This window comes from Ignatzschineria sp. F8392, from assembly GCF_002252045.1.
GTDB lineage: Bacteria > Pseudomonadota > Gammaproteobacteria > Cardiobacteriales > Wohlfahrtiimonadaceae > Ignatzschineria.
In genome coordinates this window covers 53356-67164 of the sequence record NZ_NEFF01000002.1, presented here as the reverse complement: position 1 = coordinate 67164, position 13809 = coordinate 53356, and the positions used below count along the sequence as shown (strand labels likewise).

Sequence of the window (13809 nt, the reverse complement as noted above, 5' to 3'; positions counted from 1 at the left end):
GCGCTCCTTTAGGGGAGCGCTTTCTCATTCACAATATAAGAGGAAATATCGCGTGTCTGTTTCAAAGCGTAAATTAATAGCTTCAAGAAAATCGGCAAGATTCTTTTTAATTCAAGCACTCTATGAGTGGCAAATTGCACAGAGTTCTCTCAATGAGATCAGTGCTAATTTAGCAGCCGATAATGAGAAGTTTGCTCAAGCAAATAGTGAGTACTTCCACGAGCTATTACAAAATATTGTCCAAAAGCGATCTGAGCTTGATAATACCATTGCACCATTTTTAGATCGTGATGTAACGCAGGTTGATCCGATTGAGCATGCGATCTTATGGTTAGGAACTTATGAGTTGCAATATCAGCTCGATATTCCTTATAAGTCAGTGATCAATGAGGCAGTAGAACTAGCTAAGCAGTTTGGCGCTGAGGGAAGTCACCGTTATGTGAATGGTATTTTAGATAAAATCGCTAAAACTGTACCATTACGCAATGGTGAGAAATAGAAGAGTCTTTAGAAAAGAGTCCACAGTATACGAGAAAGATAATATAAGAGCTTGAGAGATATGTTCGATCTGCTTTACTTTATGCTTAAGCTTGAGTTAATAGGTGAAAAGGCATAAAATTGATCTACAGCAACTTTTTGTCAATGAGATCTTTATGATAAGTTGATAAATAGGGGCATATCGATCAGAGCAGAGAATGGTGATTGAAGTGAAATCGCTATTGATCGATCTAATGTGGCTCAATAGATAGCACTCTAAGATTAGATTGAAGCCCAAAGGCCTATATGCTTTTGGGCTTTTTTACAGCAACTATCGCTTAAGGTGTTTGAGATAAGCGGAAAGGCTCTAATCCTGTTATTATGTAAAGGGGTATTGAGGCTCTCTCTTAAGGGTATTAGTAGTATTAAAAGTCTTAAGAGTAAATTGAAGAAAGTTCATTTCATGGAAAGCTCGTAGATAAGCAGATAGAAACAGAGATTGTTTATCGGGAGTGATCTATGATATGGGATATGAGAGGCTCAATATCAGATCAAAATGAAAGAAAGGAGAATAAGAAATGGCATTTGAATTACCAAAATTACCTTATGCATTAGATGCGCTTGCACCACACATCTCTAAAGAGACATTAGAGTATCACTATGGTAAGCATCACCAAACTTATGTAAATACATTAAATACTTTAATTGAAGGCACTGAGTTTGAAAATGCATCTTTAGAAGAGATCATCTTAAAATCATCAGGCCCAATCTTCAATAATGCGGCACAAGTATGGAACCATACCTTCTATTGGGAATCTTTAAAACCACAAGGTGGTGGTGCAGCAACAGGTAAAATTGCTGAAGAGATCAATAAAAAATGGGGTTCTTTTGAAGAGTTCCAAAAAGCATTCGACAAGTGTGCAATTGGTACATTCGGTTCAGGTTGGGCATGGCTTGTGAAGAACAAAGATGGTTCAATCGAGCTAGTCTCTACCTCAAACGCAGCAACGCCTTTAACAGAAGATCAAACACCACTTTTAACATGTGATGTTTGGGAGCATGCATACTATATCGATTACCGTAATAGCCGTCCTAACTACCTAGAAAATTTCTGGGCACTAGTTAACTGGGATAAAGTAAACGAGCGTTTAGGCTAATTATTTAAAAATCAGTGATCTATGGTCAATTTTTTTGATCATACCGATCATACCGATCTTATTGGAATCAATTATGAGAATAGACCCTCATATTCAGTTAACAGCAATAAGATTGTAGTATCGATTAAAGCGTGAATTGCTGATTTTAAAGATGGGAGATATCAATTTGATATCTCCTTTTTTTATGGCTCATTTTATGACTCATTTTATGACTCATTTTATGACTCGTTTTATGACTCGTTTTAGGACCCATTTTAGGACCAAAAACGATTTTATGATCAGAGCGATATTTTGAGAATCTTCAGAGAAGTGAAGCGTTCTTAGGAGTTTGTAAAAAGCTTAGAGAGAATCAGAGAATCAGAGAAACAGCTATCTTTTTAAAATTTATGTAAAATAGAGATCAATTTATGATTGACCATTCGCTGTAAGCGTATATTTCAAGGATTTTTATGTTTGAGCAAGATTATCAGCGCCGATTTTCAACTTTAGAGCGCCTCTATGAGAAAGAAGGTTTGAAGCGTCTTGCTGAGAGCCATGTGGTAGTTATCGGAATCGGTGGAGTGGGCTCTTGGGCTGTAGAGGCATTAGCGCGAAGTGGAGTCGGGAAGTTAACACTCATCGATCTCGATAATATTGCAGAGAGTAATATTAATCGGCAGATTCATGCATTAAGTTCAACGATTGGGGCATCGAAAGTTGAAGAGATGAAGCGCCGGATTGTTGAGATCAATAGCGCGTGTGAGGTAGAGGTGATTGAAGATTTTTTAACAGAGGATAATCTTAATCACTATTTAACGCTCGATCGCAAAAAGGCTTGGATTTTAGATGCGATTGATGAGGTGAGAGTAAAGGCGGCATTGATAGCTTATGCTAAGCAGCATCGTTATAAGATCATTTCAACGGGGGCCGCCGGGGGAAAATGTCTAGCGGATGCGCTCTTAATTGATGATCTTAATGCAACATTCCATGATCCACTCTGCGCGCGTTTAAAATCGATTTTACGAAAAGATTATCATTTCCCCGATTATACTCAGCGTGCAGGTATTCCGGTTGTCTTTAGTCGCGAGAACAGTCAAGCGAAAAAGAGCGCAAATGGCGGACTGAATTGTCAGGGGTATGGTTCTATCATGACGGTTACAGCAACGATGGGGATTATGGCTGCCGGTTATATCATCAATAAAATTACAAAGCGTATCTAGTCGTATCTAATCAATCGTATTTAACGGCTCGAATCTTATCCTCTAAAAGGGTATACAATCTGTATTTGAGCGCTTATCTTTTAGGTTAGAGTTTTTATCATACTCATACTCATACTCATACTAATGTAGTGTAGTGCTGTTAGAAAGCAGCAGTTTAAGAATTATTGAAGGAATTCTCAAATGGATAGTTGGCATCCTCAATCGGCTCTCAGATCGCTTCTTATAGAGGCTGGCTTTGATCTTGAGCTCTATCTCCCTCTTTTGACGATCCAATCTTTGACACAGGGATTAGAGGGACTTAACCCGGCATTTAGTGTCGAACTTCTCTATTTAGGTTCGCTCAAAGTGGCTGATAAGAATGCTTTTAGTCGCCGAGTTAAATTAAAGTTAGAGGAAAAAGCGGTGATTGCTGCAGAGAGCCTCTGTGATCTAGATTCTCAATTTTGGCAAGCATATCTCAACTGCGGAACTCAATCATTAGGTAGACGACTCTTTAATGGAGAGAATCTCATTGAACGCACTCCTTTTGAGTATGCGCTCATTTTGGTTAATGATTTACCCGATTTTGCACAAAAGGGATTAAAAGAGGATGAGATCATTGTGGCGCGAAGGTCCCTCTTCTATAGAGAGGCAGAGCAGCTCTCCTTGATTGAGTATTACCTTCCCACTTTGAATCAATTTAAGAGAGGCTAATCGACTCTGATTGACCCCCATCGATCTGAACCGATCTGAATCAAGGTCAATTAAAGCAGCTGAAATAGTTGGAATAGTTGGAGTTGGAATAGTTAGAATAGTTGAAACTATGGGAGCTAGATAGAAAAAAGGATTCAATGATAATGAATCCTTTTGATATCGATAGATGATAGTAGATGTGTGACAAGCGATATAACGTTAGCTATATCAAACCTGCTATATAAAATCAGCGGGAGAAGATTACTTTTTCTTCCTATTGGAGTTCAAGAAGAGGTCGCTCTTCTGCATCATTTTCAATTAAGGGCTTGAGAATCTTTTCATCGAACTCTGCCGGCGTTATATATTGGACAATAGCACGATACTCCCCTTTGGCATCAAGCGAGATATCGACCCCTTTTTCTGGATAGAGATAGTGATATGGTCCATTATCTTTCTCTTGCAGTTTGATGGGATGATCGCCAAATCGCCCTAAAATAACAGTTTCATCGAGATTGACCGCCATAGGGATAAAGGCGATATTCTCAATTTTATTCTGCATGAAGCGCCCATGATACTCTTCTGGAATCTCATAGATCTGCCGTTTTGAGGTAGACATTTTACTTGCCGTTAAAAAGGGCATAAGAGAGCTGACTTCGCTTTCATCAAATTGGAGAGTAAAAGGAATTCTGGCGGTCAATCCTCCGATATGAGTCTCTCTAATATATCCTTCTAGGCTCTTTTGATCGCCCTCAACAAAGAGAGAGAGACTGAGACGGTTGCCGAGAATATAGATAAGATCTTGTAACTCCGATTCATTGAGCGTTATCTCAAAGACTTTTAGATAATCGGGATTTTGCGGAGAGGTTTCTACAACCCAAAAGGGTTCTGTCTCAATATTTCCCTGTTTAGGGGGCTTAAAGAGGGGGGCAGCAAAGTATGCAAAAACTGCAATAAAGAGGACTGTGGCTAAAATCCAGAAGATATTTCGTTTCATATTTAACCTTAAGGGATATAAAAGGCTACGAAGCGATGCTTGTAGCCTATTACTGTTTTATGGCATTGCTCAATGACACTGCCTATATTAGCAGAGTGAGCTTATAGTGATGGATCTAGAACTTTGAAGATCTCTTGAGAGATCTCATTAACATCGCCATAACCATTGATCGTTTTAAGTTTTCCTTGAAGGATAAAGTAGTCGACTAATGGGAAAGTCTCTTCTTCAAATACTTTACGGCGCTTAAGAATAGTCTCTTCGGTATCATCAGAACGACCACGTGATTTAAGGCGCTCTTTAATGACTTCAAAAGGCACATCAAAGTAGATCACCTTATCAATCGGCATATTGATCTCATCGAGGAGCTTATCAAGCTGTTCTGCCTGATTGATGTTGCGTGGAAAACCATCTAAAAGAAAGCCATTTTCTGCTTTAAGGATATGATTTTTAACCATGCCAAGGACGATCTCATCAGAGACAAGTTTGCCTTCATCCATGATTTTTTTAGCTTCAAGACCTAAAGGCGTTCCTTCACTAACTTCCGCACGAAGCATATCCCCTGTAGAGAGGTGGGTGATTCCAAATTTTTTAACAATATTTTCAGCCTGAGTGCCTTTTCCAGACCCAGGTGCGCCAAGCAGGACAATACGCATAGATAACTCTCTCCTTAAATTATAAAAATCTGTTCAATAACAGATTGCTTGATAATCTCTTCATAATACACGCTAAGCAGAGTGCGCTCAATTATGAACTGCTATTTTAGCTTATAAATTAGACAAAAGAGGGAGAAAGAGGTAGAGGTAAGTCATCAATTGTTGATAGAAGCCTGTTATCGTGCATATGATCGGTAAAAAACTGGGCAAATAGGGATAACAAATTGTAAAAATATATAATGTAAGTTAGTATATGAAAGGGTCGTTAATAGAGAATATTAATAGAGAACTCTAGGAATTAATTAGGAGCCATTAAGAATGACACAATTTACATTAGTTACACCAGAGACTGCGGATGAGATTGCAAAGCCAATTTTAACGCAATTGAAAGGCAAATTTGGAATGTTACCTAACTTCTTTGGTGCATTAGGCATTGATGGAATGAGCTTAGATGCTTTTTTAGCATTACAAGCAAAATTGGAAAACTCTAAGTTCTCAAAAAGAGATCAGGAGTTATTAGCATTGGCTGTTGCCAATTACAATGGCTGTCACTACTGTGTTAGTGCTCATACCTTTACTGCAAAAAGAATGGCAGGATTGAGTGAAGAGGAGTGTGTTGAAGCGCAACATGGACGTGCGAAAGACCCTCGCGAGCAGTTGATTATCGATATTGCTTTAGCGGTACTTAAAGGGAAGGGTAACTTAGATGATGCGTTAGTAGCGCGAGCAAAAGCAGCAGGTTTTACAGAAGCTGATATTGTTCAGTTAACGCTCTTTACAGCCCTCAATAGTTTTACAAATTGGCTCAACAATATCGTTGATCCGAAGATCGACTTTCCTGAAGTGCCATTAGTTTAATGGCCGCTGTTAATGATGACTGTTAATCGCTATTGGTTGATTACTATTAGTTGATGACTATTGGTGAATTACGATAGGAGAGCGATCATTAATTAGCTCTATTGCGAGATATCAGGGAGAGAGTTTCCCCTAAATGCGCTCTTTCTGATGAGATTAGATTGTTATAGTCGATCAATTTTTCAATAGAGGTTTATGAAAGTCCTTAACCTTCACTTCATAGGTTAAGGACTTTTTTTATTTTAATTTTTATTCTCGTACTTAATTATTCCCACTCAATTGTTGCAGGCGGTTTGTTAGAGACATCATAAGTGACGCGTGAAACTCCATCGACTTCTAAGATAATGCGATTAGAGACATGCTCGATAAACTCCCAAGGAAGATGCGCTGCACGTGCGGTCATAAAATCGATCGTTTCAATAGCACGTAGTGCAATAACATAGTCATAGACACGTTTATCATCGGAGACGCCTACTGATTTTACCGGTACAAAAACAGCAAAGGCTTGGGAGACAGTGTCGTAAAGATCGGCTTTTATCAACTCTTCGATGAAGATATCATCAGCGAAACGTAAAATATCAGCATACTCTTTTTTGATCTCTCCCAAAATACGCACGCCTAAGCCAGGTCCTGGGAATGGATGACGATAGACCATCTCTTTAGGGAGTCCTAAAGCAACGCCTAATTCACGCACTTCATGTTTGAAGAGTGAGCTAATCGGCTCAAGAAGCTTGAGGTTCATATCTGCCGGCAATCCGCCAACATTATGGTGAGATTTAACGGCAACCCCATCTTTGGTATTGATCGATTCTAAGATATCAGGATAGATGGTGCCCTGTGCTAGCCACTTCGCATTAGGGAGCTTACGCGCTTCCTCTTCAAAGATACGAACAAAGAGCTCTCCAATAATTTTACGCTTCTTCTCTGGATCATTCTCCCCTTTGAGCGCCTCTAAAAAGCGAGCTTCAGCATCGACACGAATAATATGGATTCCCATATTGTCTGCAAAGGTTCGCATCACTTTATCCCCTTCATTGAGACGAAGAAGACCTGTATCGACAAAGACGCAAGTGAGCTGTTGGCCGATCGCTTTATGGATCAGTGCCGCCACCACAGAGGAATCCACACCACCAGAGAGCCCTAAGATCACCTCATCATTTTGTACGCTATTTTGAATCGCTTTAGTGTGATGCTCAATAAATGCATCAACGCTCCAGACCGCTTCTGCGCCTGTTCCCTTAATAAAGTCGATCACCGCTTCCGCTGAGCTATCCTCTGCTAAGGCAAAGAGAGGTGTTGTGAAAGATTCACGCTCTAAAAGCGCTTCGATCGCTGTAACTTGGTCACTTAAGATCGCTTTTGTTGGGCCACTTTTGAGGGCTTCAGCAAGATCTTTTAGGGTAACAATTTCTGAGTAAAATTGAGCATCACGTAGAAGACGTGCAATTTTTTGAGCTTCTTGTTGATTTGCGTGTACAATTAATATTCTATTATTTAAGTGCTGTGGCATAAAATATGTATCCTTGATGCAATTCTAGGGATTGATTAAGGGGTAAAGTATAGCAAAAATGTCTATCAACACCCCAATTTATCGAGGGATTTCTGCCATAGCGGTGACTTTTAACAATTTGTAGATCGATTGATTGTAGATTAATTCATTTATGGGAGAGATGATGCAGAACCGCTTAACCGATCAGCTCAAATGTTTTCTTTTTGTAGCGGCACTATTGGCCCCTATTTCACTAGCCGTTGCCGATAGTGATGTGAAGCAGGAGAATCTGCTCGGGGCAAAGTTTTCAGCCATTTATCATGCAAAGGGACAGATTGGACGTCCCTACCTCTTTGGGGGGACCGATCCTAAACGGGGGTTTGATTGTAGTGGGTTGATTCAATATGCTTATAAAAATGCCGGCATTTCATTACCGCGAGATACTCGAAGCCAATATCGTTACGCGAAACGTACCGATAAACCGGAGCCGGGGGATCTCGTTTTTTTTATCACCAATGGTAAGAGTATCTCCCATGCGGGAATTTATATCGGCGATAATCAGATGATCCATGCGCCGAGTTCTGGCAAACGGGTTGAGATTACCCGGTTTGATACTCCTTATTGGCAACAGCGTTTCTATGGTTATGGTAAGCTCTAAAGCGAGCGCCGGCATACTTGAAGAGATTCAAGATAGAAGTATCTGATAAAAATGTTTGATAGAAATCCCTGATAGCAATGCCTGATAGAAATTTTTAATAGAGATGCTAGAGATCGAGTGAAGATCTAGGCAGAGAGAGGTGATTTGATAATGACAACATTGTTGTCACTTGATACAATACCTACCATCTTTCAATTAATTATGAAGCGTAATATATGAGTCGTATCGATGAAGTCTATCGATATCGAATTATTAATTTTCAAGAGGTTGTCCCTAGATATTCATCTTAATAATTAATAGTTCTATTAATTGCCGTATTGCCGCAGTTCGTATATTGCGAATAAACCTATATTTAAAACGTATTGCTCCAAACTCAACTAGAGGTTGATCAAAGATATGAAAAAATCACTGTTACTCGTCGGTGCTCCCTTTATTTTAGCCGCTTGTTCTATGGCGCCTACCTATGAGCGTCCTGCACTTCCTGTTATTGATAGCTTCCCTGTCTCATCAGGGGCCCAAGCAGGGACATTAGCAGATCAAACCTTTGCTTATCAGATCAGTTGGGAGAACTACTTTAAAGATCCTCGTCTGAAAAAGCTGATCGCTTTAGCGTTAGAGAATAATAAGGATCTGCAATTAGCAACCTTAAATCTTGAAGCAGCGCGAATTGCTTATGGGATCTCTGTAGCGGATCAATTACCAGGATTTAATGCGGCCGGTGGTTATTCTCGAACTAAAACGGGAAGTGCTAATAAATCTTTACCTAACCAGCCTTCTGTAGCAGAAAGATCATCACTTAACTTTGGTGTTAGTAGCTTTGAGATCGACTTCTTCGGTAAAGCGGCCTCTTTAAGCGATGCCGCTTTTGCAAAATATTTAGCAACGGAAGAGGGGAAACGAGCAGCGGAGATCGCCCTTGTTTCAGGGGTTGCACGAGCATACTTAACGGAAGTACTTGCAGGAGAGCAGTTACGAGTTGCCAAAGAGACCTTAAACTCTAATCGAGCCTCTTATAATCTTGTTCAGCAGCAGGTTGAAGCAGGAATTGCTAATGATCTCGATCTAGCGCAAGCAAAAGGGCAGGTCTTCTCAGCACAAGCTCAAGTGGCCAATATTGAAGGGCAGTTAGGTAAGGCGCGTAATGCGCTCTACACGTTAGTGGGCGCGGTGGCAACAGATCTACCTAAAGGGCTCTCATTACGCGCAAAACAGTTCTCGGAGGAGTTGCCCGTCGGTCTTCCGTCACAAGTCTTATTGGTGCGTCCTGATGTGATTGAAGCTGAATATCAACTGTTAGCCGCAAATGCTGATATTGGTGCCGCGCGAGCAGCCTTCTTCCCAAGCATCACCTTAACCTCAACCTTTGGTAATGCATCCTCAGAACTCTCTGACCTCTTTAAATCGGGCCATAGTGGGTGGACCTTTGCACCACAAATTAGCATTCCGATCTTCAATTGGGGTAAAATTCAGAAGAACTTAGATCTCGCTTATATTCGTAAGAATGTGGAAGTAGTGAAGTATGAGAAGACAATTCAGACCGCTTTCCAAGAAGTGGCAGATGCTTTAGTCTCTAAAAAACCATTAAGCGATCAATTGCGCGCGCAACAAAATCTTGTGGCAACAACCTCTGAGCAGTTGCGTTTAGCAAATCTTCTCTATACTAACGGAATTGCGAGCTATCTTGATGTGTTAGATGCACAGCGAACACTCTTTAGCTCTCGTCAAGCGCTCTTAACGACCTACTTTAATAAGCATATCAATGATGTCATGCTCTACGCTGCTTTAGGTGGTGGAGCACAGAGTATGGGAACAGTTGACGCAATTCATCAGACAGACTATATGAAGGCTAGAGCAAAGGATAACCCTGTTGCTAAAGAGTTAGCAGTAACACGAAAAGCACCTTATAACGCCGAGAGTGGGAGTAGCGATACCCTTTTCCCTGGCTTAAAGCTAGAGGAAGTTAAAACGGTTGTTAAGGAGTAAAGAAGATAACAGATAAAAGTGGAGAAAACCCCTCTTCTTGAGACTTTTAAGAAGGGTAAAGTGACAGGATCGGGAAAGGGTCTTGTCACGGCACTTTTTATTTGCTATTATTTAGATCTCATTTCGTCGGGGCATGGCGCAGCCTGGTAGCGCACTTGCATGGGGTGCAAGGGGTCGCAGGTTCAAATCCTGCTGTCCCGACCAATCTTACTAAGTTATTAAAGAGTTATATGTCAAAAGAAGATCATATTGAAATGGAAGGCACGGTTATTGAAACCCTTCCGTATACACAATTTAGAGTAGAGTTAGATAACGGTCATGTTATCACTGCTCATATCTCTGGTAAGATGCGTAAGAACTATATCCGTATTCTTATGGGAGATAGAGTTAAAGTAGAATTAACACCTTATGACCTTACTAAAGGTCGTATCGTTTATCGCGGTAAATAGTCATTAGTTATTGATAGGCCGCAATTAGTGATGCAACTAATAATTTGACTAGTAGATTAATAGTAAGTCTATCGGTAACTCTTTACAGAGAGATGCTTAAATCGATACCCGATAGGGTATTGATGCTATTGTTTAAATAGTTTAAACAGGTCAAATCGGTCAAATCGGACTAGTTGATCAGAATTAAAGATTTTATTAAAAAAGCCCGTTTTTAACGGGCTTTTTTATATTGTAGAAATTAGAGTGGTATCGATACACAACTGAAAAAGAGAGATAAGAGATGGTAAGACCTTCAAAAAGAGCTGCAGATGAGATGCGTTCTTTGCAATTTATTCCTAATTTTACAATGCATGCTGCCGGCTCTGTTTTAGCGGTATTTGGCAATACCAAAGTATTATGCACTGCCTCGATCGAGGAACGAGTTCCCCCTTTTTTACGCGGAGAAGGAAAGGGCTGGATTACTGCAGAATATGGCATGTTGCCGGGATCGACTCACACACGTTCAAGTCGTGAAGCGGCAAGAGGTAAGCAGAGTGGACGAACTTTAGAGATTCAACGTCTGATTGGTCGCTCACTACGTGCTGCGGTCGATCTCGAGTTACTAGGTGAACGAACGATTACGATCGATTGTGATGTGATACAAGCAGATGGTGGTACGAGAACTGCATCGATTTCAGGCGGTTATATTGCTCTAGTGTTAGCGCTTCATAAGCTTGTAGAGCAAGGGTTATTAGAGAAGACACCGTTAGTTAGTCAAATTGCGGCAATTTCTGTAGGAATCTACCAAGGTGTTCCAGTATTGGATCTTGATTATCTTGAAGATAGTGCCGCAGATACCGATATGAATGTGATTATGGATAACAATGGGCAGATGATTGAGGTGCAAGCAACGGCAGAGCAAGCACCATTCTCTACGAAAGAGTTATTGGAGATGATCAAACTTGCAGAGAAGGGCATTGCCCAAATTACAGCAGCACAAGTTGCTGTTTTAGCTGAAGCGATCAATTAAGATTATCAATTCAATCGATTCTCTGATTATCGATCGAAAGATCAATCAACATTAGCTGATTGATTGTCCTAAAAGAGTAAGCCCCTTACGATGTTCTGTCGTTAAGGGGCTTATTGGTTTTACCTGTTTATTTTTTGACGCTTTTATTCTTCTTTTTGTACTTTCAATCAATCAATCGATCAATCTCTACATCTCTCTCTGTTTCTATCTTTTCTGCCATTTCTCGATCAATATTTTCGAATCGAGAGAGATAGGAGATGATCTGCCTCTATGGTCTGATCTCTATTGTGCAGACTGCTTAAAAAGTGAAAGAAAAGTTTCTGTCTCTTTGATCATCTTTTCCGGCGTTAAGCCATAATCGGCTAAGATCTCTTCTCGCTCTCCATGTTCAGGATAGTAATCTTTAATGCCAAAATGTTTAATGGGCATAAAGATTCCTTCAGAGGCAAGTAATTCATTGATGGCCGAGCCGGCACCCCCCATGATCGCACCATCTTCAATCGTGATGATCGCTTGATGGGATCGCGCAAGCTTTAAGAGCATCTCTCGATCGAGAGGTTTAACAAAGCGAAGATCGAGTAGGGTTCCACCAAAATGATTGGCTATGGTAGTTGCATTCTCAATGAGAGGGCCAATATTGATCACTAAGAGCGACTCTCCCTCTTGTAGAAGTCGGCTCTTTCCTATCTCTATCTTTTCTATCGGTTCATCACTGATCTGAGTGCCTATCCCTTTCCCGCGTGGATAGCGAACTGCTGCCGGCCCTCGATAGTGGTAGGCTGTGGTTAACATCTTATAGCACTCCTCTTCGCTAGAAGGCGCCATAATCACCATATTGGGGATCGTACGAAGATAAGCGATATCAAAGGTTCCTGCATGTGTTGCGCCATCAGGACCGACAATACCGGCGCGATCGATAGCAAAGGTGACATCTAAATTTTGAATCGCAACATCATGAATCAGTTGATCATAGGCGCGTTGAAGGAAGGTGGAGTAGATCGCAACGACAGGCTTAATTCCGCCTAACGCCATTCCCGCACCTAAAGTGACTGCATGTTGTTCAGCAATTGCGGTGTCAAAAAAACGGTGAGGAAAGCGCTGACTAAATGTGACAAGGCCAGAACCTTCACACATAGCGGGCGTGATTGCCATCAGATCGGGTTCAATTTCCGCCATATCGCAGAGCCATTGTGAGAAGACCTGGGTATAAGTTAATCCCGATGCTTTTTTTGATACCGCATTTTCAGCCTGTTTTGCAGATTGCGCTTTGTCAGTAGAGGTTACACCTTGAGGCGCCTTTTTCGCTGCAGAGACGGCATGAAACTTAACGGGTTCTGCTTCTGCTTTAGCATATCCTTTCCCCTTTTTGGTAGTGATATGGAGAAAGCGAGGGCCGCTCTTTTGTTTTAAGTTTTTAAGGGTCGTGATCAGTGTCGGCAGATCGTGCCCATCGATAGGGCCAAAATATTGAAAGCCAAATTCTTCAAAGATAATGCTCTGTTCTGCCACGGCACTTTTAACACGCGTTTCGGCACGTTTTGCTAGATCGAGTGCTTGTGGGAAGGGCAGGTTTTCTAAAAATTTTGCACCACTTTCACGAATAGATTGAATCGCCGGCTTAGAGAGCGTACGCGTCAACATGGTACTGAGCGCCCCCACATTGGGAGAGATCGACATATTATTATCATTGAGAATCACTAAAAGATTCGCCTTAAGATCACCCGCATGATTGAGGGCTTCAAAGGCTTGCCCTGCGGTTAAAGCTCCATCACCAATGACAGCAATAAGCTGTTGACTTTCATCATGATGATGTTTTGCACCAATCGCCATGCCTAAAGCAGCACTAATTGACGTTGAGGAGTGACCTACACCAAAAGCATCGTAATCGCTCTCATTAAGAGAGGGAAAAGGTCCTAGCCCCCCTTTTTTACGAATGGTATGGATCTGATCTTTTCGCCCCGTTAATATTTTGTGAGGGTAGGCTTGATGTCCAACATCCCAGATGATCTTATCGTGAGGGGTATTAAAAACATGATGCAATGCCACTGTTAGTTCAACCACTCCAAGGCCTGATGCAAAATGCCCCCCGGAATCGAGAACCGAGCCAATCAGAAATTGCCTAAGCTCCATAGAGAGTGACTCAAGATCATTGAGAGAGAGGGATTTGAGGTCATCAGGTGACTGGATTTGATCAAGAAGTGGTGTTGGATTCAT

At 41.1% G+C, this 13809-nt stretch carries 13 protein-coding genes and 1 tRNA gene; 10 read left to right on the top strand and 4 right to left on the bottom strand.

All coding sequences use genetic code 11. From position 1 onward, the window contains the following. Positions 1-52: 52 nt before the first annotated feature. The 4 genes from nusB (at position 53) to B9T19_RS04545 (ending at position 3526) form a co-directional block, all read left to right on the top strand. On the top strand, positions 53-499 hold the full coding sequence (gene nusB, locus B9T19_RS04560) for a transcription antitermination factor NusB (protein WP_094567432.1): 447 nt from the start codon (positions 53-55) through the stop codon (positions 497-499). A 556-nt stretch (positions 500-1055) separates the two neighbouring features. After that, entirely contained in the window at positions 1056-1634 is a 579-nt protein-coding gene (locus tag B9T19_RS04555) for a superoxide dismutase (RefSeq protein ID WP_094567431.1), read from the top strand. Between the two features lie 449 nt (positions 1635-2083). Beyond that, positions 2084-2833, top strand: coding sequence for a ThiF family adenylyltransferase (locus B9T19_RS04550; protein ID WP_094567430.1), 750 nt, complete (start codon positions 2084-2086; stop codon positions 2831-2833). Positions 2834-3013: 180 nt separating this feature from the next. Beyond that, a complete protein-coding gene (locus tag B9T19_RS04545; RefSeq protein WP_094567429.1) occupies positions 3014-3526 on the top strand; it encodes a hypothetical protein in 513 nt (170 codons plus the stop codon). A gap of 253 nt (positions 3527-3779) precedes the next feature. Here the strand turns inward: B9T19_RS04545 and B9T19_RS04540 are convergent, their stop codons facing one another. Then, positions 3780-4499 carry a hypothetical protein gene (locus B9T19_RS04540; RefSeq protein WP_094567428.1) on the bottom strand — a complete coding sequence of 240 codons (720 nt, stop codon included), beginning with the start codon at positions 4497-4499 and terminating at the stop codon, positions 3780-3782. Positions 4500-4600: 101 nt separating this feature from the next. Next, a complete protein-coding gene (locus tag B9T19_RS04535) occupies positions 4601-5152 on the bottom strand; it encodes an adenylate kinase (protein WP_094567427.1) in 552 nt (183 codons plus the stop codon). A gap of 318 nt (positions 5153-5470) precedes the next feature. Between B9T19_RS04535 and B9T19_RS04530 the strand changes: the two genes are divergently transcribed. Continuing rightward, entirely contained in the window at positions 5471-6010 is a 540-nt protein-coding gene (locus B9T19_RS04530; RefSeq protein ID WP_094567426.1) for a carboxymuconolactone decarboxylase family protein, read from the top strand. Between the two features lie 262 nt (positions 6011-6272). Here B9T19_RS04530 and guaA read toward each other — a convergent pair whose 3' ends face one another. Then, positions 6273-7517 carry a glutamine-hydrolyzing GMP synthase gene (gene guaA / locus B9T19_RS04525; protein WP_094567425.1) on the bottom strand — a complete coding sequence of 415 codons (1245 nt, stop codon included), beginning with the start codon at positions 7515-7517 and terminating at the stop codon, positions 6273-6275. A 163-nt stretch (positions 7518-7680) separates the two neighbouring features. On the opposite strand from guaA, the gene B9T19_RS04520 reads away from it, so the two are divergent. The 5 genes from B9T19_RS04520 to rph all read left to right on the top strand — a co-directional run bounded on the left by B9T19_RS04520 (position 7681) and on the right by rph (position 11595). After that, positions 7681-8154: a C40 family peptidase gene (locus B9T19_RS04520; protein ID WP_158214349.1), complete on the top strand. Its 474-nt coding sequence runs from the start codon at positions 7681-7683 to the stop codon at positions 8152-8154. 396 nt (positions 8155-8550) lie between these two features. After that, on the top strand, positions 8551-10137 hold the full coding sequence (locus tag B9T19_RS04515; protein ID WP_094567423.1) for an efflux transporter outer membrane subunit: 1587 nt from the start codon (positions 8551-8553) through the stop codon (positions 10135-10137). Positions 10138-10264: 127 nt separating this feature from the next. Continuing rightward, positions 10265-10341: transfer RNA gene (locus tag B9T19_RS04510), tRNA-Pro, on the top strand. A 26-nt stretch (positions 10342-10367) separates the two neighbouring features. Next, positions 10368-10586 carry a translation initiation factor IF-1 gene (infA, locus tag B9T19_RS04505; RefSeq protein ID WP_094567422.1) on the top strand — a complete coding sequence of 73 codons (219 nt, stop codon included), beginning with the start codon at positions 10368-10370 and terminating at the stop codon, positions 10584-10586. A 280-nt stretch (positions 10587-10866) separates the two neighbouring features. Further along, complete coding sequence (rph, locus tag B9T19_RS04500; RefSeq protein WP_094567421.1) at positions 10867-11595, top strand: ribonuclease PH; 729 nt, start codon at positions 10867-10869, stop codon at positions 11593-11595. A gap of 282 nt (positions 11596-11877) precedes the next feature. On the opposite strand, the gene dxs is transcribed toward rph, so the two are convergent. Then, the gene (gene dxs / locus B9T19_RS04495) at positions 11878-13809 is read right to left on the bottom strand and encodes a 1-deoxy-D-xylulose-5-phosphate synthase (RefSeq protein WP_094567420.1); all 1932 of its coding nucleotides are present in this window, start codon (positions 13807-13809) and stop codon (positions 11878-11880) included.

Bases quoted from the DNA above. Each gene is read 5' to 3' on its own strand.
- B9T19_RS04555 (WP_094567431.1), top strand. From the start codon at position 1,056: ATGGCATTTGAATTACCAAAATTACCTTATGCATTAGATGCGCTTGCA.
- B9T19_RS04550 (WP_094567430.1), top strand. From the start codon at position 2,084: ATGTTTGAGCAAGATTATCAGCGCCGATTTTCAACTTTAGAGCGCCTC.
- B9T19_RS04545 (WP_094567429.1), top strand. From the start codon at position 3,014: ATGGATAGTTGGCATCCTCAATCGGCTCTCAGATCGCTTCTTATAGAG.
- B9T19_RS04540 (WP_094567428.1), bottom strand. From the start codon at position 4,499: ATGAAACGAAATATCTTCTGGATTTTAGCCACAGTCCTCTTTATTGCA.
- B9T19_RS04535 (WP_094567427.1), bottom strand. From the start codon at position 5,152: ATGCGTATTGTCCTGCTTGGCGCACCTGGGTCTGGAAAAGGCACTCAG.
- B9T19_RS04530 (WP_094567426.1), top strand. From the start codon at position 5,471: ATGACACAATTTACATTAGTTACACCAGAGACTGCGGATGAGATTGCA.
- guaA (WP_094567425.1), bottom strand. From the start codon at position 7,517: ATGCCACAGCACTTAAATAATAGAATATTAATTGTACACGCAAATCAA.
- B9T19_RS04520 (WP_158214349.1), top strand. From the start codon at position 7,681: ATGCAGAACCGCTTAACCGATCAGCTCAAATGTTTTCTTTTTGTAGCG.
- B9T19_RS04515 (WP_094567423.1), top strand. From the start codon at position 8,551: ATGAAAAAATCACTGTTACTCGTCGGTGCTCCCTTTATTTTAGCCGCT.
- infA (WP_094567422.1), top strand. From the start codon at position 10,368: ATGTCAAAAGAAGATCATATTGAAATGGAAGGCACGGTTATTGAAACC.
- rph (WP_094567421.1), top strand. From the start codon at position 10,867: ATGGTAAGACCTTCAAAAAGAGCTGCAGATGAGATGCGTTCTTTGCAA.
- dxs (WP_094567420.1), bottom strand. From the start codon at position 13,809: ATGAATCCAACACCACTTCTTGATCAAATCCAGTCACCTGATGACCTC.